The following is a 22,559-nucleotide window of genomic DNA, read 5'->3' as shown; positions in this document are numbered from 1 at the left end:
ACTGTCGCAGCATGTCGCATCACGCCAGGGTCTCGCTTGCCGTCACGCAACGGCAGCATACTGGCCCATCGCGCCGATCCATCGGCCCATGCGGTCGGCGTGATGGTCGGCGTGACGAAGCCTTCGAGACGAAAATGGCCGAATTTCTCTGCGTCTATCGCGAGGTCGCGGTTCTGCGCGCCGCGGATGCCACGACAAGTGATGGGGATCTCCCGCCCCCGACTTGCCGCCGAAGCCCGCGGTTCATGCGGCCTTCGCACGCGACCATGAATACAAACGTCATGGCACATTGAGCCTGCTGGCCGGGATCGAGATGACACGGCCTAGAGCGCGATCGGTTTGAGCCGATCACGCTCCACACCTATTTTGGCGAGCACGTTGGCCGGTTTTGATTGAACAGGATGGTTCAATCAAAACCTACCTTGCTCTAGGACTCTCGAGGGGGGAAAAACGGCATGGCAGATCCTGGCATGGACACCCTGGCGGCCATCGACCACTTGGGTTACCGTGAAATCCGCCGCGACGCTCATCAGAGAATAGGCATCGTCACGGCTCAATCCGTGATGCTCGGTCAGCAATGTCAGCATCTCCAGGCTGGCGTTGCGCATCGCCTGATCGAGACTTTCATCGAAGCCGTGCGTCATCCAGCTATCCGAGGTCCGCAGCAGCGGCGAAGGAAAGCGGAAATCACGGCGGACGAAGACCTGAAACAGCACATCCAGCGACGCCTCGATCGCGGTGCCGCTGATTTCGCCGTCACCTTGGGAGATATGCGGATCGCCGATCGAAAACAGCGCGCCCTCCACCTGCACCGGGTAAAACATCGTCGCCCCCGCGCCGATGCGCCAATTATCGATATTGCCGCCATGCTGGCCGGGCGGCACGCTGCTCACGCGCCCTGGTGTGTCCGGCGCGACACCCGCCGTGCCGAGATGTGGCCGCACCGGCACGCGCACGCCACGCAGCGCGGGAACACGGCAACAATCGCGGGCATGGGTGATCGTGCCTGGAATCTCGTATTTGCCGGGAAAATCATAGGCGAACACCGCTTCGGCGGTCTCGCAGGCTTCATCCATGCGGTAGATCGTCACGCGCTCCTTGCCGAAATCGCGGTAGAGATGCCCCCAATGCGCGGCGAGGTTGGAGCCATAGCGGACGCGTGGCGTCATCTGCAGATAGCGCACTTCGAGGACATCCCCCGGCCTTGCGCCTTCGATATGGATCGGCCCGGTCAGAATATGCACGCCGGGATTGCGATCCTCGACCGGAACGCCAGCGAAAATCGCCGAAACCCCTTCATCCATCATCAATTCCGGGGCATCGCCGGCATGATGGGTCACGGCCTCGGCGCGGATCACGTCGCCGCTCGCAACGCGCAGGACGGGCGCGAGCGAGGCGGAAAAATACCCCCAATGCACCGTCTCCGGTGTTGCGCGGATTTCATGGAGCGTCGGCCGGAGGCGCGCCCGCTCGGCGCGATGCTCGTTGTGGATCAGAGTCATTTCGGTTCATCATCTCCCTTGAGGCCCACGATGAGATCGATTTCCACCCTCGCGCCGAGCGCAAGCCCGGTGACACCAACACAGGTGCGCGCAGGCAGCGCGCCATGGAACCAGTTTCGATAGGCCGTGTTGAACGCTTCATAGTCTGCGAAATCGGCGAGATAGACGCGCACCATCAGCGCATCGTCCAATATCGCGCCGCATTGCGCCAGCACCGCTTCGAGATTGCGCCGCACTTGCTCGGCCTGGGCGACGACGTCGCCGGCGACCAGCATGCCGGTCTTGGGATCGGTCGGCATCTGGCCGGTCACGAACAGCAGATCGCCCCAGCGCATGGCGTGCGAAAACGGCGCGACTCCCGGCGGAACCCCCTGCTCGGGGGTGAAGGAAAAGGCCTGTCGCTTGTGGCTCATCCCGGCAGCTCCGCCACCTGCTCCGCACCCATGACGCGGAGGAAGCGCGCGGTCTGGGGATGGCGCGGCCGTGTGAGCACTTCCAGCGCCGGCCCTTCCTCCCTCACCACGCCATCGGCGAGGAACACGATGCGATCCGCGACATCGCGCGCGAAACGCAATTGGTGCGTTGAAATGATCATGGTCAGACCATCCTGCACCGCAAGCAGCCTGATCACTTCGAGAACTTCCTCGACGAGCTCGGGATCGAGCGCCGAGGTCGGCTCATCGAGGAGCAAGACGCTCGGGTTCGGCGCCAGCGCCCGCGCGACCGCGACACGCTGCTGCTGACCGCCAGAAAGATGGCGGGGCAGCGCATCGGCGCGATGGGCGAGGCCGACACGGTGCAGCAAGACCATCGCCCGTTGATCGGCCTCCGCCGCCGAAACGCCATGCACCCATTGCAGCGGCCCGGCGATGTTCTGCCGCGCTGTGAGATGGGCGAAGAGATTGAAGTGCTGGAACACCATGCCGACCCCGAGATCGGCCCGCTCACGCGCAATCGCACGCGAAGAAAGCTTGCGGCCATCCTCGCCATGGCCGAGCCGGCGGCCGCCGACGCGGATGATGCCGGCGTCCCATTCCTCCAGATGGTTGATGCAGCGGAGCAGCGTGCTTTTACCGGATCCGCTGCGGCCGAGTAGCGCCACCACCTCGCCTGTGCGAACCGTCAGATCGATATGATCGAGCACGATCTGATCGCCGTAGCGCTTATGCAGGTTCCGGACCTCGACGACGGCATCACCCTGCGCCGATGTCGCGGCGCGCGGCACGCGGCGTGCGGATGGAAGGGGCGCGGCGCGCGGGGGCGCGGCCTCGTGTGCCGCCGGTGGCGCGGCAGGCGCGGCGGACACGGCGAGCGGCGCGCGCCGGCGCAGCCATGAGACGCGTTTGCGCTGTGCCCGGCGATCGAGATCAAGGGCTTCCTCAACGCCCAACTGCATGAGGCTGATCGCACCGGTCAGAGCTAGGTAGATCAGCCCCGAGGCAAAAAAGATCGAGAAAAAATCAAAGGTCGACGAGGCGAGCTGGGTGCTGCGCAAGGTCAGCTCTGGCACCGCGATGACCGAGGCAAGCGAGGAATTCTTGAGCGCCGAGACGGTCTCGTTGCCGAGCGCCGGGACGATCATGCGAATTGCCTGCGGCGCGATCACCCGGCGCATCAGAACGCGCGGCGTCATGCCGAGCGCTTGCCCGGCGAGGATCTGGCCGGCATCGACGCCGATCACGCCGGCGCGGAGGATTTCGGCGATGAACGGCGCTTCGTTCGCCGCGAGCGCGAGAGAGGCGGCCGCGACCGCGCTGAGCGTGAGGCCGATATGCGGCAGCGCGTCATAGGCGAAGACGAGTTGCAGAACCAGCGGCGTGCCACGGAAGATCACCGTGTAGCCGCGCGCCAGGGCGGCGAGGGCCGGCACGCGCCCCAATTGCATGCCGGCCAGAAGCAGCCCGATCGCCAACCCGCCCACCAGCCCGAGCGCAGTGACTTCGAGCGTGAAGCCAATGCCCCAAAGCAGATAAGGCAGGCTGAGATAGTGAAAAAACAGCCCCATCACTGCGTCAGCAGCTTGGGTTCTTCCATGGAACCGGCATCGAGCGCCCATTTATTGAGCAAAGCGGTTTCCACCCCCGCCTTCTGCACCTCGATCAGCGCCGCCATGACCGCTTCACGGAATTCCGGCTTGGTTTTCGGCACCGCGATCCCGATCGAATAGGGGAGCGTGACGGCAACCGCCTTGCTGAGCTTGTCGGGATAGGCTTTGACCGCCTGATCAACGGTGTTCACGTCGTTGATGTAAGTGTCGGCTCGCCCGGCGAGGATTGCCTGAATACAATCGGCGTTATTGTCATAGAGCTGGAGGCTTGGTTCCGGCTTGCCGGCGGATTTGCAGACCGGCGCAAGGTTTTGCACCAGCGGCACTTCGACGAAACCGGTGTTTTCAGCGGCGGTATCGCCACAGAGCGACTCGTTGATGCCGGTGATGTGCTTGGGATTGCCTTTGACCACCAGGACACCATCAAACACTTTGGAATAGGTGATGAAATCGGCTGCTTTGGCGCGTTCGCTGGTGGCGTAGATGTCGGAAATAACGATATCCGCCTGGCCGCTCTGCAACGTCGTCAAAAGTGCTGCGAACGTCACCGGTTTGTAGGTCAGCTTAAAGCCGAGGCATTCGCCGATCGCTTCGGCAAGATCGACATCGAAGCCGATATAATGGCTCGGATCGTTGGGATCGAGCGCCTCATAACCCGGCGTGTGCGGGTTCAGCGCATCGACCAATGTCTTGCCTTTGACCATCGGGTATTTCGCCTGCAACGCTTGGCAGGCGGCATTGTCGCCAAGCCCGGCGGCTCGCGCCCGTGGCGCCGCGAGTGCAGCAAACAGGCAGAGGGCGCCAATGAGGATCGGTTTCGCAAACGAGGTGGTGCGCTTGAACGAGGCAATGGGGAATGTCATGGCGTCTCCTGCCGGCACGGGGTGAAGCTCTTCAACTCCCCAAGGCGGAAGCAAAAGCCGTGCCGCTCCCGGAGGTGAATGCCGACGCCCGCGCATCACCGCTGGCCTCAATTTTGCTTGGCAAAGGTATCGCCGCGGCTTTCTGCGCACCGCCCGTCTGCCACAAAATGGGAACCGACCAACACCATGCCCCTCCCAAAATCCTTGCGCCACACCACACATAACATCTCTCGCGCTCTCGCCATGGCCGCCTGCCTGTTTGCCCCGCATATCGTCGCGGCGGCCGAGCCGGCGCCGATCCCGGTTGGCCTGGTTGCGGCACTCTCGGGTCAGTCGGCGGTTTCGGGGGAGGCGATCACGCGCGGGCTCGCGGTCGCGATCGACGAGATCAACCAGGCAGGCGGCGTCCTCGGGCGTCCTGTTGTGCTGGTGCGGCGCGATGATGAATCGAACCCCGGCAAGGGAATCGCCGCCGCCCGCGAATTGATCTCCCGCGAGCATGTTGTTGCCTTTTTCGGCGGCATCGATACCCCGGTCTCGATCGCCCTCGTGCCGGTCGCGAACAAGGAGAAGGTGCCGTTTCTCGGCGTCTGGGCGGCGGGCACCGGCATTACGCATAACGGCGCAAGCCCCAATTACGTCTTTCGGGTCTCCGCCGTCGACGCCCTGGTCGACCAACGGCTGCTCCGCTACGCCGTCAGCATCGCCCACGCGCAGCATCCCGGGCTCATGCTGATCGACAACCCTTGGGGGGAGTCAAACCATGCCGGGCTCGAGGCCGCCGCCAAAGCGGCCAATGTGTCGCTCGCCGGCGCCGAGAGTTTCGAGACCGGCGATACCGATATGACCGCGCAACTCACGCGCCTTAAAGCAGCGGGCGCGGACGCCATCATCCTGGTCGGCAACGCGGCGCCGGCGGCCGAAGTGATCCGCTCGCTCGACCGCATGGGCTGGACCGTTCCGGTGATTTCGCATTGGGGGATTTCCGGCGGCCGCTTCCCCGAACTCGCCGGGCCATCGGCGACCAAGGTTGCTTTCGTCCAAACCTACAGTTTTTTCAAAGCGAGCCCGAAGGGCGAGGCGGTGCTGGCCGAACTCGAAAAGAAATATCCCGCGATCAAAGGGGCGGAGGATATTATCGCCCCGGTCGGTACCGCCGATGCCTACGATGCGATGCATCTTCTGGCGCTCGCCATTGCCAAAGCGGGATCGACCGAGGGGCCGGCGATCCAGGCCGCGCTCGAGGCACTGCCCCCCTATGACGGCCTGATCAAGCGCTACGCGCCCGCCTTCACCGCCGCCGATCACGATGCCCTCGGCGCTGACGACTACATCATGGTGCATTTCGCCGAAAACAAGATCGTGCCGGTGGATTAAGCTGGATGTTGGCCACTTCGCTCGTCAGCGGGTTTGCGATCGGCGCCATGTATGGGCTGCTTGCGCTCGGCTATCATGTCACCTGGGTGGTGTCGCGGAGCGTCAATTTCGCGCAAGGCAGCGTAATGATGCTGGGCGCGGTGATTGCCTTCGCGCTGGCGGTGCCGGGGGACTGGCCGATGCCGTTCGCGATCGGGGCGGCGCTGATCGGTTGCGCCGGGTTCGGCGTAGTTTTGGAGCGCGTCGCAGTGCGGCCGTTTCGTGCCCGCGGCTCGGAATCCTGGCTGATGGCGACGGTCGCGGCCGGGATGCTGGTCGAGAACGCGGCGATGTTTCTGTTCGGCAAGGAGCCGCGCGGCATGCCGTCGGCGCTGGCGCGGCACCCGCTGATGTTGTTCGGGGTCGGCGTGTTGCCGCTTCATATCGCAATCCTCGTGGTTGGGCTCGGCCTCGCTGGTATGTTCTTATGGGCAACGCGAGCAACCCCGTATGGCAAGGCTCTGCTCGCCGTGGTGCAAAACCCGCGCGCTGCCCAATTGATGGGCATCGATGCGGCGAAGGTAACGGTTTTTGCCTATGCCCTGTCCTCCGCCTTGGCGGGGCTCGCCGGCATTCTCATTACCCCGCTCACCCAGGTTTCGGCCGACATGGGCTTCGTTTTCGGTATCAAGGGATTTGCCGCGGCCATTCTCGGCGGGCTCGATAACCCTTGGGGCGTCGTGCTCGCTGGGCTATTGCTCGGCCTCGCCGAGGCATCCGTCACCGCGTTCGCCGGCTCGGGGGCGACGGTGATGGCGAGTTTCGGGCTCGTCATTCTGGCGCTCTATCTCCGCCCGCACGGTCTTTTCGGCCGGGCGGAGACGCGCAAGGTCTGACATGCGCGTCGGGGGAAAATTATCTGTCGCGGCCGGCCTAGGGTTCGCCGCCCTGCTCGCGCTGTCGGCGGTATGGCTCGATGATTATCAGGCGCTGATCCTCGGCGAAGTCGGCATCGTCGTGATCATCGGCGTCGGCCTCAATGTCTTGATCGGGCTTTCGGGGCAGATCTCGATCGGCCAGGTGGCGTTTCAGGCGATCGGCGCCTACGCCGTCGCCCTCGTCACCGCCAGAGCGCCGTCGCTGTTCTGGCCGGCGCTCGCACTCGGCGTTGCGCTCGCGGCGTTGTGCGGCTTTCTGCTTGCCTTGCCGGCGATGCGGCTCAAAGGGCCCTATCTCGCCATGATCACCATCGCTTTCGCATTCGTCGTCGAGCATGGCATCATCGTCGGCAAAGCCTTGACCGGCGGCGCGAACGGCATCGCCCTCGGCGCGGGCGTGCCACTCCCCTGGGGGGAAGCAGAGGTGCAGGCGCAGGCGGCGCTGATCGTGCTGATCGCCGCCGCTAGCGTCCTTGCCTATGCTGTGCTCGCCCGGAGCCGGCTTGGTTTCGCGCTTGCCGCGGTTAGAGACAGCGAAACCGCAGCAAGCGCGATCGGGCTCAATCCGGTCGCGCTGAAATGCGTCGCGTTCGCCATTGCCGCGGGGCTCGCCGGGCTTGCCGGCGGGTTTTTCGCGCCGCTTGTCGGCTTCATCAATCCCGAGACGTTTCCGCTCTCGGCCTCCATTCTCGACGTTCTCGCGGTGATGTTGGGCGGCGTCGGCGCGGTCTCGGGGCCGGTTTTCGGCGCCGTCGTCGTCGTTTTGTTGCCGGAGATGCTAGCCGGGCTCGCGGAATATCGTCTGCTGCTCGTCGGGGGAGTTTTGCTGATCGTGCTGCTGATCGCGCCCTCGGGCATCGCCGGAATCATCGCACGCCTCTGGCCAAAGCGCGGCGTGCGGGCAGCGCAGGCGGCGCCCATGCTCGATCTCGCCGCCTTTCTCTCGCTTGGCGCCGGGACGGCTCCGGGATTGATGGCCGAGACTCTCGTACTCGCCTTCGGCGGGATCCGTGCGGTTGACGGGTTTTCCGCACGCTTTCCGCCCGGTGCGATCACCGCATTGATCGGCCCGAATGGGGCCGGCAAATCGACCGTGCTCAATCTGCTCTCCGGGTTCTACCGCGCCGATGCCGGGCGGATTTTGCTCGCAGGCAAAGCCATTTCCCGCCTCGGTGCGCGCAAGCGGGCGCGGCGCGGGCTCGCGCGCGGGTTTCAAACCGCGTTGCTGTTCGATGGCTTGAGCGCGCTCGACAATGTGCGGGTGGCGTTGCCGCGCACGCGCTGGCGCGGCGTCGCCCCGGCCGAGATCGCGCGCCGGCTGCTCGCGCGCGTCGGCTATGACGGTGACGCCGCGGCGCGCGCCGGCAGTCTCGGGCCGCGGGCGCGCCGCCAGGTGGAGATTGCCCGCGCGCTCGCGCTCCGCCCGCGCGTTCTCCTGCTTGATGAGCCCGCCGCCGGGCTGACGGCGGCCGAACGCGTGCCGCTCACCCGCCTGCTGCGCGACATTGCCGGGGCCGGGGTTGCGGTCGTTCTGGTCGAACATGATCTCGGGCTGGTCATGGGGCTTTCCGACCAGGTGGTGGTCTTGGATCAGGGGCGGGTGATCGCCGCCGGCCGGCCTGACGCGGTGCAAGCCGATGAGACGGTGCGGGCGGCCTATCTCGGCCGCAAGAAAACGACGCCGGCAGCGCCACGCGACGCGCCGGCACGCCGGCGTCCGGTCATGCTCGACGTCGCCGGGCTGGCCGCCGGCTATGGCGGCGCGCCGGTGGTGGAGGATATTTCCTTCACCGTCGCCGCCGGTGAAACGCTTGCTATTCTCGGTGCGAACGGCGCCGGCAAATCGACCGTGCTTGCCACCATCGTCGGTTTGTTGCCGCCGCTTGCGGGTTCGGTCGCGTTCGAGGGCGCCACGGTGACCGGGCTTTCGGCCGCCGCCCTCGCCGCGCGCGGGCTGGTTCTCGTGCCCGAAGGGCGGCAGGTGTTTCCCGAACTTTCGGTGCGCGACAATCTCCGTCTCGGCGCTTTCGCCCGCCGCGCCTGGCCGGATGACGACGAATTGGGCGCGGTTTTTGCCCGCTTCCCGCGTCTTGCTGAGCGCGCCCGCCAACGCGCTGGGCTGCTCTCCGGCGGCGAGCAGCAGATGCTCGCGATCGCCCGCGGCCTGCTTGCCCGTCCACGCCTGCTCATGCTCGACGAACCCTCGCTCGGCCTTGCGCCGCAGGTCGCCGAACGGCTGTTCGCCGATCTCGCCACCCTTGCCAGCGAGGGGCTGACCATGGTCGTCGTCGATCAGATGGCGACGCTGGCGCTCGGCATTGCCGACCGTGCCATCGTCATCGAGAACGGCCGGATCACCCGCGCCGGCAAGGCTGCCGACCTCGCCGACGATCGCGATCTCGCCGCCGCTTATCTCGGGGGCGCGGCGGCTGGCAGGCGCGCCGCATTCGTTGCCTGACCGAAGGAGGACATGCGCAATGACCCTGTTGGAGGTTCCGGTTCTCGATATCACGCCGCTCTGTTGCGGTGATGTCGCGGCGCGCCGGCGCCTTGCCGGCGAAATCGATCGCGCCTGCCGTGACATCGGCTTTCTCGTCATCGCCGGCCATGGCGTCTCAGAGACCATGCTTGCCGGGGCCGCCTCTGTCTCGCGCACTTTCTTCGCCCTCGATGAGAGCGAAAAACAGCGGGTCGCGCAGGCCGCCTGACCATGACGCTTCGAACGCATGACCGCTACGATTATCGCGCCATCAACGATCGCCCCGATTTTTGCTGGCCGGAAGGGAAGCGGCTTGCCGTCTATGTCGCGCTCAATCTCGAGCATTTCGCGTTCGGGGAGGGACTCGGCGCCGAGCTGATCCCCGGCGGCCCGGCCCCGGATGTGCCGAATTTTGCATGGCGCGAGTATGGCAATCGGGTTGGGGCATGGCGCCTGCTCGATATGTTCGAGGAGCTGGCGCTGCCGGCGGCGCTGTTGCTCAACAGTAGCCTTCTCGATCACTGCCCATCTCTGGCGGCGGCCTTTCTCGCCCGCGGCGATGAGATCGTCGGGCATGGCCGCACGAATTCCGAGCGCCAATCGGTGCTGTCCGAGGCTGGCGAAAGCGCACTGATCGCGGAGGCGACAACGCGCATCGCCGCCTGGTGTGGGCGGCGCCCGTTGGGCTGGCTTGGCCCCTGGCTCGCGCAAAGCCATGTGACGCCAGACCTCCTCAAGGAGGCAGGCTATGAGTATCTTCTCGATTGGTGCCATGATGACCAGCCGGTCTGGATGCGGACCCGCTCTGGCGCGATTCTCTCCGTCCCCTACCCTCAGGAGATCAACGATATCCCGGCGATCGCCGTCCGCCGCGCTGGCGCGTCCGAATTCGCCGACATGATCATCGATCAGTTCGAGGAAATGCTGGCCCAGAGCGCGGCACAGCCGCTGGTCATGGGGATCGCACTGCACGCCTATATCGTTGGCCAGCCGTTTCGCCTCCGCCATCTTCGCCGCGCACTCGCTCATATCGCCGCGCGTCGCGACGATATCTGGATTACGACACCGGGCGCCATCGCCCAGCATTACGCAGCGTTGCCGCCTTTTGACGCGTCCGCTCGCAGGTCATAATCGGGTGAAAAGCGCGATCCTCGAAGGCGCCGAAGGCCATTGTCACGTTAACTGGGTCTGGCCGGCGGGAGCGGCGTGGGCGAGGATGGCGTCGTGCTCGATATCCTGGTGCAGAGCCGCTACTTGAACAATCGGGCCGAGAACTCGCATCAGCCAACCGGACGCCGAGAACGACAGATGCAGTGGCTCAAGTCAACGCGGCGGGCCCAACGCTTCCTGTCGGCCCATGCCTTCATCCTCGGACATTTTCATCCGCGACGGCATCGGACGACAGCAAAAGCCTACCATTCCGTGCGGGCCGCCGCCTTCAGGGTCTGGCAAGAGGAGACGTCCGCCCAAAGCGCAGCAGCATGATGTACCCGGCTTCCGTCGTGAGCCAAAACACGACCGAGACCGGTTAAGTTGATAATGCCTCACCGGGGGTTTGGGCCTCACGGGGGGTTTGGGCCTCACGGGAGGTTTGGCGCGCTTTCGCAATCGCTTGTGGCTCTGGCCCGCCTGCCATCCAGTCGAGCAATTGCACGGTATGGACGACCGGCAGGCGGTCGCCAGCGAGTTGCGTGAGGCAGCCGATATTGCCGGCGGCGATGATATCGGCGCCGGTTGCGGCGAGATTGCCGAGCTTGCGCGTGCGTAGTCGCGTCGCGATCTCGGGCTGCATCAGATTATAGGTGCCGGCCGAGCCGCAGCAGAGATGCCCCTCCGCCGGTTCGACGACGGCAAACCCCGCCGCGCGCAGCAGGGCTTTCGGCTCGCCGGTGATCTTCTGGCCGTGCTGGAGGCTGCAGGCGGCGTGGTATGCAACCGTGAGGCCGGGTGGCTCGCGCGTCGGGTGATAGGGCATACGGGTGAGAAACTCGCTGATGTCGAGCGCGATCTCCGAGATGCGCGCGGCCCGTGTTCGCCAGGGCTCGGGCTCGGCCCGAAACATGAAGCCATAATCCTTGACCGTGGTGCCGCAGCCGGAGGCGTTGATGATCACCGCATCGAGGCCGCCGGCCTCGATCTCGCGGCTCCAGGCCGCGATATTGGCGCGCGCCGCCGCCATCGCTTCGTCATGCCGGCCCATGTGATGGGTGAGCGCGCCGCAGCATCCCGCCCCCTTGGCGACGACGACCTCGACGCCGAGGCGGGTCAAGAGGCGGATCGTCGCCGCGTTGATCTCCGGGTCGAGCACTTGCTGGGCGCAGCCGGCAAGAAGCGCGACACGCTGCCGGCGCGGCCCGAGCGCGGCATGGGTGCCGGGCCGCTCGAGCGCGCTCGGGGCGGCAAGCCGCGCCGGCGCCATCGCCAGCATGGCGGCAAGGCGCTTGGCCAAAACGCTTTTTCCGGCCGCGAGGAAGCGAAACGGCCGGGCGAGCTTTGCTGCGATCAGGGCAGCGCGAAAGAGCCGCGGGCGCGGCAGCACGCGCGCGAGCAGCGCCCGCAGCGCGCGGTCATGCCAGGGGCGGCGATAGGTTTCCTCGATATAGGTGCGGGCATGATCGACGAGGTGCATGTAATGCACACCCGAGGGGCAGGTAGTCATGCAGGCGAGGCAAGAGAGGCAGCGATCGACATGGCGCACCACCTCCTCGCTCGCCGGCCGGCCGCTCTCCAGCATGTCTTTGATCAGGTAGATGCGTCCGCGCGGGCTGTCGAGTTCGTCACCGAGGAGGACGAAGGTCGGGCAGGTTGCGGTGCAGAAGCCGCAATGGACGCAGGTGCGCAAAATCTGATTGGCGACCGCGATTTCGGGGTCGCGAAGCTGTTCGGGCGTGAAATTGGTTTGCATGATCGCGGCTGGGGGGAGGGGGTTCAGAGGCCGGCGTGGATACGGCCGGGATTGAGGATGAAGGCGGGATCGAACGCCGCCTTCACCCGCCGCGCGATCGCGGCAAGCGGTGCCGGCTCGGGCGGCACCACGTCGAGGCTGGCGCGGAGGGCGGCCGGGGCGTGCATCAGCCACCAGACCCCGCCCGCCGCCCGCGCCGCGCCGGTGATGGCGCGGTGATGGGCCGCCGAGGCGTCCGCCACGATCCAGACCAGCCCGCCGCCCCAATCGAGAAAACAGCGCCCGCCGAGGCTTTCGACGGCGGCGACGATCGCCGGCCCCGCCGAGGGCCGCACCGAGACCCGCCAGACCGCTTCCTCCCGGCCCGCCACGCCGAGCGGCGCCGCATCACGCACCGCCCGCCAGAGGGCGTGGCTCGGCACGTCAGCGATGATCTCAGCCGGCGCGAATTCGGCCAAAGTCTCGCGCAGGCGCCCGGCGCGATAGGCGACACTCGGGCGAAAATCCTCGATGCGGACCAGCGCGACCGGCGCCGCGAAGGGCGCGAGTTCGGGAACCCGCGCGGCCTGCGCGGCGGGCAGCCAGGCGGCGGCGGAGACACCAAACGGTGATCCCAGCGCCGCCGAAAGTGCCGCGACCCCTTTTGGCGCTTCGATCCCGGGGAGCACCAGCGTTGCCATCGTCTCGGCCGCTGGCAGCACTTTCAGAGTGATTTCGGTGATCGCGGCGAGGGTTCCAAAGCTGCCGGTGAGCAGCTTGCAGAGATCAAGGCCGGTGACGTTCTTCAAAACCCGCCCGCCGGCGCGAATGACCTCACCCGCGCCATTGACCGCGCGCAGGCCCATCACATGATCGCGCATCGCGCCAGCGGTGACGCGGCGCGGGCCGGAGAGGTTGCAAGCAACGACGCCGCCCAGCGTCTGCCCGCCCGCGGTGCCGAGCAGCGCCGAGAGATCGGGCGGCTCGGCGATGATCTGCTGACCTTTGGCGGCAACCAGCGCTTCGATCTCGGCGAGCTTGGTCCCGGCGCGGGCGCTGACGATCAGCTCATTCGGGGCATAGAGCGTGACGCCTTGGTGGTTTTTGAGGGAAAGCGTGGTCTCTGCTTGCACCGGGCGCAAAAGCCCATCCTTGGTTGCGTGGCCGGCGAGCAGGATCGGCGTCCCGCGGGCGCGCGCGTCACCGATCGCCTCGGCGATTTCGGTTTCCTCGGCGGGGGCGAGCGTGGTCATGCGGCGCGCGGGAGCGGAAACACTTTTGCGGTGTTGAGGAGCCAATCCGGATCGAACGCGGTTTTGATGCGCCGCTGTTGGTCGAGCTCGATGTCATTGAACTGCGCCGGCATGAGGTCGCGCTTTTCGACCCCGACGCCATGCTCGCCGGTGAGGCAGCCGCCGACCTCGACGCAGAGCCTCAGGATATCGGCGCCGAACGTCTCGGCGCGGTGGAAACTCTCGGGGTCGTTCGCATCGAACATGATCAGGGGGTGGAGATTGCCGTCGCCGGCGTGGAAGATATTGGCGACCTTGAGGCCGTAGCTTTCGCTCATTTCGCCGATGCGACGCAGCACCTCGGGCAGGCGGCCGGTCGGGATGGTGCCATCCATGCAGAGATAATCCGGGCTGATGCGCCCAACCGCGCCGAACGCGCCCTTGCGCCCTTTCCAGATCGCCGCCGACTCCTCGGCGCTTTGCGAGACTTTGAGACTGATCGGGTCAAAGCGAGCGCAAATCGCCTTGATCCGCGCGAGCAGATCGTCCTGTTCCGCGGTGCTGCCCTCAACCTCGATGATCAGCATCGCCTCGGCATCGAGCGGATAGCCAGCATGGGCGAATGCCTCGCAGGCATGGATCGCCGGGCGGTCCATGAATTCGAGGGCGACCGGAATGATGCCTGAGGTGATGATGGCATCGACACAGGCGCCGGCGATCTCGTTGCTCGTGAACGCGGCGAGCATGGCGCGCGCGCCCTCGGGGCTGCGCAGAATACGCACCGTGACCTCGGTGACGATGGCGAGCTGACCCTCGCTGCCGGTGAGGAGGCCGAGCCAGTCATACCCCGCGGCATCGAGATGGGCGCCGCCGATGTCGATGATCTCACCTTCGATGGTGACGATTTTGAGGCCGAGGAGGTTATTGGCGGTGACGCCGTATTTCAGGCAATGCGCCCCGCCGGAATTCATGTTGACATTGCCGCCGATCATGCAAGCGAGCTGGCTCGAAGGGTCCGGGGCATAGAAGAACCCGGCGCCGCGCACCGCTTCCGTGATGCCGATATTGGTGACCCCAGGCTGCACCACCGCGAGACGGTCGGCATAATCGATGGCGAGGATGCGGTTCATGCGCATGAGCCCGACCACCACCGCATCAGCGAGCGGCAGCGCGCCGCCGGAGAGGCTGGTGCCGGCACCGCGCGGCACCACGCGGACGCCGTTATCATGGCAAAAGCGCAAGACCGCGGCGACCTGCTCGGTGGTTTCCGGCAGCGCCACCGCGAGCGGCGTCTGGCGATAGGCGGAAAGACCGTCGGTCTCATAAGGCTTGAGGCGAAGCGGCTCGGCGATGACCCCGGTTTCGGGCAAAATCGCGCGTAAACCGGCAACGATGCGCTCACGCGCGGCAAGGGTTGCTGGATTCGGGGCTGGCAGATCGATCATGACATCCTCCCGGCATCCACTTCATATAGGGGGAAGAGGGAAGGGTTTGTTCTTTTTTGAAAAAAAAGAACCAAAAAACTTTTATCTATTGCCTAATGCCATAGGCTTTGCCACTTCGAGAAAACGGGGAGAAGTCTTTTTGCTTCTTTTTCTTCAGAAAAAGAAGAAATTTCTCCCTTTCTCTCAGATGTGGTCTAGCGCATCAACCCTGGCGCGCTTTCATGCGTGGGTTTTTCTTGTTGATGACATAAACCCGACCATGGCGGCGCACCACCCGGCAGTTCTTGTCCCGCAGCTTGGCGGATTTCAGGCTGTTACGGATCTTCATGGCAGGTCTCTGACAGTTTCTCTCGACGCGGCAGTTCGGTTTAGCGTCACGCGCGCTTTTGTCAAGCAAGGTGGTAGGCCTAGTACAGCGTTCGGGAATTGGCGATCGCGCCGCCGAGCGCGATGGCCATGCCGCAACAGCGCTTTCGGTCATTTGATGATGGGGCCTGGTTGATAGGCCGATGGGCACGGAATTATTTCATAGTTTTGTCTGATGGAACCGGCACGGTCCTCAACCGCGGCCGCCGAACGAAGGAGGTTTGCATGCGCCTGCTTTGCGTCCATCCCGGCCCGCTGATGTATACCAAGGTCTTTCTTCGCCTCGAGCCGCTGGGGCTGGAATTGGTCGCGGCGGCGGCGCTTGCCGTGGGGCATGCGGTGCGGCTGATCGACCTGCAGGTCGAGAGCCATCGCGCCTATTTTCGTGAAATCGGCCGCTGGCGGCCAGACGTCATTGCGTTTTCCTGCAACTACCTTGCCAATGTGCCGGAGATCGTCGATCTCGCCAAGGAGACGAAACACCGCTGGCCCAATGGTCGCATCGTTGTCGGCGGACACAGCGCTTCTTTTGTCGCCCATGCCCTTCTCGAACACGGTGATGGCGCGATCGACTGCGTTTTGCGCGGGGAAGGCGAGGCGGCGATGCCGCTCTTGCTCGCAACCCTCGCGCGCGGGGGAGCGCTTCACGACGTGCCCGGCGCCGTAACACCGGAAGGCGAGGGCCCCAAGCCGGCTTTTGTCGAGGATTTGAACGCGCTCCGCCCGGCCCGGCACTTGCTCCGCCATCGCCGGAAATATTTCATTGGCCCGCTCGACCCCTGTGCCTCGATCGAGTTCTCGCGCGGTTGCCCGTGGGACTGTACGTTTTGCAGTGCCTGGACCTTCTATGGCCGGAGCTACCGGCTGATCGATCCGGAACACGCGGTTGCGGATCTCAAAACCATCCGCGAGCCGGGCGTATTCATTGTCGATGACGTCGCTTTCATCCGACCTGAGCATGGGATGGCGATCGGCGAAGCGATCGCCCGGCGCGGTCTGCGCAAAGAGTATTATCTCGAAACCCGGGGCGACGTTCTGCTGCGCAACAAAGACGTGTTCCGATTCTGGAAAACGCTTGGTCTTCGTTATCTCTTTCTCGGCCTCGAGGCGATCGACGAGGAGGGCCTTGCGCGGTATCGCAAACGGGTGCCGCTCAGCCGGAATTTCGAGGCTCTGGAATTCGCCCGCTCACTCGGGATCCATGTCGCGGTCAATATCATCGTCGATCCCGATTGGGATGAGGCGCGCTTCGCGGCGGCAAGACAATGGTGTCTCGAAGTGCCGGAAATCGTCAATATCAGCGTCAACACCCCCTATCCCGGCACCGAAAGCTGGATGACGGAAGAACGGCAGCTGACCTCGCGCGATTACCGGCTTTTCGACATTCAGCACTGCGTGTTGCCAACGAAGCTGCCGCTTGCGGAATTCTACCGTGAACTCGTCGCGACCCAGCGGGTTTTGAACATGAAGCATCTCGGTTGGCGCACCTTGCTTGGGACTGCGGGCCTGGTTGCACGCCATCTGCGCCGCGGCCAGACGAATTTTTTACAAAGCCTGTTCCGCTTCAACTCTGTCTATGATCCCACGAAATTGCTCGCCGACCATGCATTGCCGGTCGCTTATGAGGTGCCACTGCCCACGACCGCCGTCCCGACCAAACGCGCGGCCTTTTATGTTCATCAAGCGCGCGGGGAACGTGATCGCGCGCTCGATGCCGGCACACGGCGCTTTGTTGTTGAGGCCGGCGCGAGACCCTTCGACGAGGAGGCGTAAGGCTGCAACACCCGACTTTCCCAAAAAGCGGCTTGGGCCAGGGCTGCTGCACTGCTCCCGCGAAGTCCGACCTATCGCTGTGGAAATGACGCTCGCGGTGGCGGCGAGCTTGGGATGCTATTGCGTCGACCCCATCGCCACAGCCAGTGGTCCTCATCATAGGGAGGAGATCAGTTCTTTTTCTAAAAAAGAACCCAAAACCTTATCCCCGCTCAGAGGTAACGGGCAGCGCCGACGGCGCTGCCCGGTCCGAGAAGAGGCGATCAGGCCGCGTGGGCCAGCGTGCGTGGCGCCTCACCGACCTGGATCGGCACCTGGCGCGGCTTCAGGCTTTCCGGCACGACACGCTTCAGATTGATGTGGAGAAGGCCATTTTTCAGCTCCGCCCCCTCGACGACGAGATGATCGGCCAGCACGAAACGGCGCTCGAACGGCCGCCCGGCGATCCCGCGGTACAGAATTTCTGTTTGCGGCCCATCCTTCGCCACGCGTCCGGCGACGGAGAGCGCGTTTTCCTTGATGGTGATTTCCAGATCTTCCTGCGCGAAGCCCGCCACCGCCATGGTGATGCGGTATTGATCTTCGGCCAGTTTCTCGATGTTGTAAGGCGGGTAGGACGAGGCTTCGGCCCCAGCCTGAGCGCTATCCATCAATTGCGCCAAACGGTCGAAGCCGATGGCGGTGCGGAACAGCGGCGCGAAATCGAACCCAGTCATTGAACAACCTCCAATATCCAGCAAGGTTTCACTCTGGCCGCCCGGTCGGGCCAGCCGCGGCAGACACCGGAACCCCAAACGGGCACCCCGGCAGCTCGGGATATGGGTAAAATCGCGCTTCCTTCAAGAGCCCCGCATGCGAGGCAAACGGCTATTTTCAGCCGCGCTTGAGGCCGATCCCGGCGAATTTCTTGTTGAACTTCGCAACCTGGCCGCCGGTATCGACGATGCGCTGCACGCCGGTCCAGGCGGGATGGGATTTCGGGTCGATGTCGAGCCGGAGGGTGTCGCCGGCTTTGCCCCAGGTCGAGCGGGTGGTGAACTGGGTGCCGTCGGTCATGACGACATTGATCTCATGGTAATCGGGGTGAATGCCCTGTTTCATCGCACGCTCCATAGCTGCCCCGCCGATACCGACCGGCAGGCGCGGCGAGCGTCATAGCGCCGCCGCCGCCGGCGGGCAAGCCGGCGGCGGGGGGTTCAGGTCAATTCTGGTTCGGCTGGTTCATCGGCATCTGCGGCATTTGGCCGCCCTGCATCCGGGCCTTGCGTCGCGCCTCCTGATAACGGAAAGAGGCATCGGCGGCCTTGCGCTGTTCGGGCGACAGCACCTCATAAAGCGACGTGAAGGCCGGGATCAGGCGATGCATGTTGCTGACATGGGCCTCGGCGATCCGCTCATAGGATTTCAGGCTTTCGACCGCGTTCATCTGGTCGAAATGGCTGGCCCGCTCTTTGAACAGCGTCTCCATATCGGCGGCATTCTCGCGCATCACCCTGGCCAAGGCCTCCCATTGCGGCTCTTGTGCGGCGGTGATTTTGAGGGTCTGGTGGAGCTGCGTGATTTGCTGGTTCACCCGCTCCATCGGGTCACGCTTGGTGTTCGGCATGCCTTGCTGGGGCATCCCCTGGCCTTCCGGCATCCCCATCTGCTGCGCGAAGGCCGGCGCCGCAGCGAGCGGGGCGGCAAGCGTCGCGAGCGAGAAGGTCAAAGCGCGCAGCCGAAGCGCGAGTGGCGAGCGTGTCATGTGTTCTCTCCATCTAGTGGTCCGCGGCATCGAGGCGAGGCCTGACACCGGCGGTGGCGCGAGCATGCCCGAAGACTGTAACGCAAGCCAGTGTCGCCCGTTTCAAACTGTTGCGGGTATCCGCCAAGGCCGGCGCTAGAGCAAGGTAGGTTTTGATTGAACCATCCTGTTCCATCAAAACCGGCCCACTTGCTCGCCAAAATAGGGGGAGAGCGTGATCGACTTAAACCGATCGCGCTCTAGGCGGCGCCACGCTCAGGCCAGGTGCGCGCGCTGATACTGGGGCGGCAGCTCCGGGGTGAGGCCGAGGCTGCGCGCCGCGCGCTGCGGCCAGGCGGGATCGGCGAGGAGCGCGCGAGCAAGGAAGACGAGATCGGCGCGGCCATTGCCGAGAATTTCCTCGGCATGGAACGGGTCGCGGATCAAGCCGACGGCGCCGGTGGCGATCCCGGCTTCATGCCGGATCCGCTCGGCGAACGGCACCTGATAGCCGGGATGGAGGGAGGGGATGCGCTGCGCCGGCGATGCCCCGCCCGAGGAGCAATCGATCAAATCGACGTCGCCACGCGCCTTGAGGCGCTTGGCGAGCATCACCGCCTCCTCGAGAGTGAACCCGCCCTCGACCCAATCGGTGCAGGAGAGGCGGACGAAAAGCGGCAATTCCGCCGGCCATTCGCCGCGCACCGCGTCGATCACCTCCATCAGCGCGCGCGACCGCCCGGCGAGATCGCCGCCATAGGAATCGTCGCGGTGATTGGCAAGCGGCGAGAGGAACGAATGAAGGAGGTAGCCATGGGCGGCATGGATTTCGGCGATCTTGAAGCCGGCGCGACGCGCCAGCCGGGCGGTCGCGGCGAACTGCCCGACGATCTCGGCGATTTGGCCGGGGCGCAGCGCCTCGGGAATGGTGTAGCCCTCGCCAAACGGGATGGCGCTCGGGGCGAGCGGCGTCCAGCCGCCGGCGGCATGGGGGATCGGCTTGTTGCCCTCCCAGGGCGGGGTCACACTCGCCTTGCGCCCGGCATGGGCGATCTGGATCCCCGGCACCGCGCCGAGGCGGCTGATCAGCGCGGCGAGGCGGGCCAAAAACGCCTCCTGTGCGTCGTTCCACAGGCCGAGGCAGCCCGGGGTGATGCGCCCGATCGCCGAGACATGGGTCGCCTCGGTGAAAACGATGCCGGCGCCGCCCGCCGCCTTGGCGCCGAGATTCTGGATGTGCCAATCATTGCCGAGACCGTCTTCGGCGCTGTACTGGCACATCGGCGAGACCGTGATGCGGTTGCGGGCGGTGACCGAGCGGAAAGTGACGGGCTGAAACAGATGCGGGACGGCGCTCATGGGGCGTGGCTTCCTCGAAAAAGGGGCAGCATGCTGAGTTTTCCGATAGGATACCGGCTCCGGCGTGACAAGGGCGGGCGCCGATGACCCGTATCCTGCTTTTCAACTCCTCGGTCGCGCATGGCCATGTCGGCGCATGCGCGCAGGTTTTTCCCCTGGAGCGCCTCGGCGCCGAGGTTGCGCTGGTGGCAACGGTGCGGTTTTCCAACCATCCCGGCTATGGCAGCTTCCGCGGCGAAATCAGCGCGCCGGCCGAAATCACCGCTCTCACCGAAGGGATGGAAGCGATCGGCGCGCTCGATGGGTTGGACGGCGTGCTCTCCGGCTATCTCGGCAGCGCCGAGACCGCGGACGCGGTGCTGGCGGCGGTTCTGCGCGCCAGAGCGCAGAGCCCCGGCGCCCTCTATGCCTGCGATCCGGTGATCGGCGATCATGGCCGCGTCTATGTTCGCCCCGGTATTGCCGAGATTTTGGCCGCAAAAGCGCTGCCGATGGCCGATCTCGTAACGCCGAACCCGTTCGAACTCGGCCTTTTGAGCGGGACGCCGATCGCCGATGTCGCCGCGGCGAGAAAGGCGGCGATGCTCTTGGCAGCCAGGCTTCGCCCGGGTGGGCCGCGCCTCGTGCTTGCGACGGGTCTTGCCCTCGCTGAGACGCCGGCGGCGATGATCGAGTGCTTGCTTGCGGATGGGGAGACATGTTTTCGGGTGCGAACGCCGAAGCTCCCGCTCGCCGCGAGCGGCGCCGGCGACCTCGCGGCGGCGCTATTTTTCCTCGAATTTCTGCGCACGCGAAACGGCCCGGCGGCGCTTTCGGCGATGGTGGCGCGGCTGTTTGCGGTTCTCGAGGCGACCGGCGCCGCGCGTGAACTGGCTCTCGTCGCGGCACAGGACGCCCTCGCGACGCCCCGGCACAATTTTCCCGCCGAACCGTGCTAGAGCGCGATCGGTTTAAGTCGATCACGCTCTACCCCTATTTTGGCGAGCAAGTTGGCCGGTTTTGATGGAACAGGATGGTTCAATCAAAACCTACCTTGCTCTAAGCGGCGGCTATGGCACCGAAAGCGCGATCAGGAACGGCCCCCGCCTGGTCTCGGCGTAGGCGAGAAGATCGCTGAGCCGGGCGCCATCCTCGGCCGCCGCCGCTTCCACCCCCATGCCGCCGGCAAGCTTCACCCAGTCGAGATCGGGATCGTCGAGGCTCATCATGCCGAGTGCGCGCGGGCCGGGATTGGCGCCGACATTGGCCAATTCCCCGAACAGGATGGCATAGCGGCGGTTGGCGAAAACGATGGTGGTGACATCGAGCCGCTCGCGTGCCTGGGTCCAGAGCGCTTGCAGGGTGTACATCGCCGAGCCATCGGCCTGCAGCGAGATCACCCGCCGCCCCGGCGCGCCAATCGCCGCCCCCACCGCCATCGGCAGGCCATCGCCGATCGCGCCGCCCGTCAGTTGCAGCCAGTCATGCGGGGCAGCGCGATGGGATTGCGCGAAAATCCCGCGCCCAAAACTTCCCGCCTCGTCGATCACCACCGCGTTCTCAGGGAGATGAGCGAGGATGGTCTCAGCGCCGCTTTCCGGCGTCAGCGCCCCGCGCACCGGCGAAAGCGGCGGAAAATCAGCCGCCGCCGGCGCCGCCGTGGCGCCGAGTTCGTCCGCCAGCGCCGCGAGCGCCGCCGGCCCATCCTGCTCCGGGCGGGCGAGGACATGGATCTCGCAATCGGGCGGCGCGAGCCGGTTCGGCCGGCCGGGATAGGCGAAAAACGACACCGGCGGGGTTGCCCCAACCAAGATCAGATGGCGAATGCCAGCCAGCGCCGCCAGCGCCTGGTCGAGCGGATAAGGAATGCGCCCGATCGCGACCCGCCCGCGCCCACGCGCGACCCGGCCATTCTGCTGCTGCGCGAGCAAACGCGCCCCGCTTGCCGCCGCGATCCGCGCCGCGTCTTCGAGCGGGGCGGCAAGGAGGGCCGCACCGCCGAGCAGCAGCATCGCCGGCTCGCCCCGGCGCAACACCCGCGCGGCATGGCGCACGGCGCCAGGATCGACCGCGGCCGGCGGCGGGACAGGGAGCGGCGCGGCGACGATCCCGCCTTCATCCCAGGCGGTATCGGCGGGCAGGATCAGGCTCGCGATCTGGCCCGGCGCCGCCCGCGCCGCTTGCACCGCCGCTGCGGCACATCGCCCGACCTCGGCCGCCGCGGTCGCGGTGCGCACAAACCCCGAGACCGGCCGCGCCCAGCCCTCGGTATCGGCGGTCAGCGGCGCATCGAGCGGGCGGTGATAGGTCGCCTGATCGCCGATAATGGCGACCAGCGGTGTCCTCGCGCGTCGCGCGTTATGGAGATTGGCGAGGCCATTGGCGAGGCCGGGGCCGCAATGGAGAAGACAGGCGGCGGGCTTTCCCGTCATGCGCCCATACCCGTCGGCCGCACCCGTCACCACCCCCTCAAACAGGCCGAGCACCGAGCGCATGCCGGGAATGCGATCGAGGGCGGCGACAAAATGCATCTCACTCGTGCCGGGATTGGCGAAACAGGTATCGACGCCGCACGCGAGCAGCGTATGCACCAGACTTTCCGCGCCGTTCATG

General features: G+C 65.6%; 21 protein-coding genes. 8 read left to right on the top strand and 13 right to left on the bottom strand.

The window, feature by feature from the left end:
* Window positions 1-410: 410 nt before the first annotated feature.
* The 4 genes from DEF76_RS16905 to DEF76_RS16890 are packed head-to-tail and all read right to left on the bottom strand — an operon-like array spanning window position 411 to window position 4,412.
* Window positions 411-1,502, bottom strand: coding sequence for an acetamidase/formamidase family protein (locus tag DEF76_RS16905; RefSeq protein WP_114913290.1), 1,092 nt, complete (start codon window positions 1,500-1,502; stop codon window positions 411-413).
* A complete protein-coding gene (locus DEF76_RS16900; RefSeq protein ID WP_114913289.1) occupies window positions 1,499-1,915 on the bottom strand; it encodes a RidA family protein in 417 nt (138 codons plus the stop codon). The genes DEF76_RS16905 and DEF76_RS16900 overlap by 4 nt, the downstream gene beginning before the upstream one ends.
* The gene (locus tag DEF76_RS20245) at window positions 1,912-3,507 is read right to left on the bottom strand and encodes an amino acid ABC transporter permease/ATP-binding protein (protein WP_114913288.1); all 1,596 of its coding nucleotides are present in this window, start codon (window positions 3,505-3,507) and stop codon (window positions 1,912-1,914) included. Before DEF76_RS20245 ends, DEF76_RS16900 begins: the two co-directional genes overlap by 4 nt.
* Window positions 3,507-4,412 (bottom strand): ABC transporter substrate-binding protein, encoded by a 906-nt coding sequence (locus DEF76_RS16890; RefSeq protein WP_114913287.1) that lies wholly within the window; start codon window positions 4,410-4,412, stop codon window positions 3,507-3,509. The genes DEF76_RS20245 and DEF76_RS16890 overlap by 1 nt, the downstream gene beginning before the upstream one ends.
* A gap of 186 nt (window positions 4,413-4,598) precedes the next feature.
* Between DEF76_RS16890 and DEF76_RS16885 the strand changes: the two genes are divergently transcribed.
* From DEF76_RS16885 to DEF76_RS20240, 6 genes are all read left to right on the top strand, one after another.
* Entirely contained in the window at window positions 4,599-5,789 is a 1,191-nt protein-coding gene (locus DEF76_RS16885; protein WP_205216046.1) for an ABC transporter substrate-binding protein, read from the top strand.
* A gap of 5 nt (window positions 5,790-5,794) precedes the next feature.
* Window positions 5,795-6,664 carry a branched-chain amino acid ABC transporter permease gene (locus DEF76_RS16880; RefSeq protein WP_114913285.1) on the top strand — a complete coding sequence of 290 codons (870 nt, stop codon included), beginning with the start codon at window positions 5,795-5,797 and terminating at the stop codon, window positions 6,662-6,664.
* Between the two features lies 1 nt (window position 6,665).
* Window positions 6,666-9,164: a branched-chain amino acid ABC transporter ATP-binding protein/permease gene (locus tag DEF76_RS16875; protein WP_114913284.1), complete on the top strand. Its 2,499-nt coding sequence runs from the start codon at window positions 6,666-6,668 to the stop codon at window positions 9,162-9,164.
* 19 nt (window positions 9,165-9,183) lie between these two features.
* Window positions 9,184-9,414 (top strand): 2-oxoglutarate and iron-dependent oxygenase domain-containing protein, encoded by a 231-nt coding sequence (locus tag DEF76_RS16870; RefSeq protein ID WP_114913283.1) that lies wholly within the window; start codon window positions 9,184-9,186, stop codon window positions 9,412-9,414.
* Between the two features lie 2 nt (window positions 9,415-9,416).
* A complete protein-coding gene (locus DEF76_RS16865) occupies window positions 9,417-10,316 on the top strand; it encodes a polysaccharide deacetylase family protein (RefSeq protein ID WP_114913282.1) in 900 nt (299 codons plus the stop codon).
* A gap of 93 nt (window positions 10,317-10,409) precedes the next feature.
* Window positions 10,410-10,670: a DDE-type integrase/transposase/recombinase gene (locus tag DEF76_RS20240; RefSeq protein WP_162800723.1), complete on the top strand. Its 261-nt coding sequence runs from the start codon at window positions 10,410-10,412 to the stop codon at window positions 10,668-10,670.
* Window positions 10,671-10,713: 43 nt separating this feature from the next.
* Here DEF76_RS20240 and glcF read toward each other — a convergent pair whose 3' ends face one another.
* The 4 genes from glcF to ykgO form a co-directional block, all read right to left on the bottom strand.
* On the bottom strand, window positions 10,714-12,090 hold the full coding sequence (glcF, locus tag DEF76_RS16860; protein WP_114913281.1) for a glycolate oxidase subunit GlcF: 1,377 nt from the start codon (window positions 12,088-12,090) through the stop codon (window positions 10,714-10,716).
* Between the two features lie 23 nt (window positions 12,091-12,113).
* Window positions 12,114-13,322 (bottom strand): FAD-binding protein, encoded by a 1,209-nt coding sequence (locus tag DEF76_RS16855; protein ID WP_114913280.1) that lies wholly within the window; start codon window positions 13,320-13,322, stop codon window positions 12,114-12,116.
* Entirely contained in the window at window positions 13,319-14,746 is a 1,428-nt protein-coding gene (locus DEF76_RS16850; RefSeq protein WP_114913279.1) for an FAD-linked oxidase C-terminal domain-containing protein, read from the bottom strand. Before DEF76_RS16850 ends, DEF76_RS16855 begins: the two co-directional genes overlap by 4 nt.
* A gap of 202 nt (window positions 14,747-14,948) precedes the next feature.
* Window positions 14,949-15,074 (bottom strand): type B 50S ribosomal protein L36, encoded by a 126-nt coding sequence (ykgO, locus tag DEF76_RS16845; RefSeq protein WP_008492157.1) that lies wholly within the window; start codon window positions 15,072-15,074, stop codon window positions 14,949-14,951.
* Window positions 15,075-15,337: 263 nt separating this feature from the next.
* Here ykgO and hpnR point away from each other — a divergent pair, with 263 nt between their 5' ends.
* Window positions 15,338-16,885 carry a hopanoid C-3 methylase HpnR gene (gene hpnR / locus DEF76_RS16840; RefSeq protein WP_114913960.1) on the top strand — a complete coding sequence of 516 codons (1,548 nt, stop codon included), beginning with the start codon at window positions 15,338-15,340 and terminating at the stop codon, window positions 16,883-16,885.
* A 263-nt stretch (window positions 16,886-17,148) separates the two neighbouring features.
* On the opposite strand, the gene DEF76_RS16835 is transcribed toward hpnR, so the two are convergent.
* The 4 genes from DEF76_RS16835 to DEF76_RS16820 all read right to left on the bottom strand — a co-directional run bounded on the left by DEF76_RS16835 (window position 17,149) and on the right by DEF76_RS16820 (window position 19,967).
* Window positions 17,149-17,601: an Hsp20 family protein gene (locus tag DEF76_RS16835; RefSeq protein WP_114913278.1), complete on the bottom strand. Its 453-nt coding sequence runs from the start codon at window positions 17,599-17,601 to the stop codon at window positions 17,149-17,151.
* Between the two features lie 157 nt (window positions 17,602-17,758).
* Window positions 17,759-17,986, bottom strand: coding sequence for a 50S ribosomal protein L31 (rpmE, locus tag DEF76_RS16830; RefSeq protein ID WP_114913959.1), 228 nt, complete (start codon window positions 17,984-17,986; stop codon window positions 17,759-17,761).
* Between the two features lie 100 nt (window positions 17,987-18,086).
* Window positions 18,087-18,629, bottom strand: coding sequence for a Spy/CpxP family protein refolding chaperone (locus DEF76_RS16825; protein ID WP_162800722.1), 543 nt, complete (start codon window positions 18,627-18,629; stop codon window positions 18,087-18,089).
* 255 nt (window positions 18,630-18,884) lie between these two features.
* Complete coding sequence (locus DEF76_RS16820; protein WP_114913276.1) at window positions 18,885-19,967, bottom strand: NADH:flavin oxidoreductase/NADH oxidase; 1,083 nt, start codon at window positions 19,965-19,967, stop codon at window positions 18,885-18,887.
* A gap of 83 nt (window positions 19,968-20,050) precedes the next feature.
* Here DEF76_RS16820 and pdxY point away from each other — a divergent pair, with 83 nt between their 5' ends.
* Window positions 20,051-20,905: a pyridoxal kinase gene (gene pdxY, locus DEF76_RS16815; protein ID WP_114913275.1), complete on the top strand. Its 855-nt coding sequence runs from the start codon at window positions 20,051-20,053 to the stop codon at window positions 20,903-20,905.
* 111 nt (window positions 20,906-21,016) lie between these two features.
* Here the strand turns inward: pdxY and DEF76_RS16810 are convergent, their stop codons facing one another.
* A complete protein-coding gene (locus DEF76_RS16810; RefSeq protein ID WP_114913958.1) occupies window positions 21,017-22,558 on the bottom strand; it encodes an acetolactate synthase large subunit in 1,542 nt (513 codons plus the stop codon).
* Window position 22,559 lies beyond the last annotated feature (1 nt).

Origin of the sequence: Acidibrevibacterium fodinaquatile, from assembly GCF_003352165.1 — a bacterium.
Lineage (GTDB): Bacteria > Pseudomonadota > Alphaproteobacteria > Acetobacterales > Acetobacteraceae > Acidibrevibacterium > Acidibrevibacterium fodinaquatile.
The sequence above is the reverse complement of the archived record's forward strand: the minus strand, read 5'-3'. Positions and strand labels throughout refer to the sequence as shown.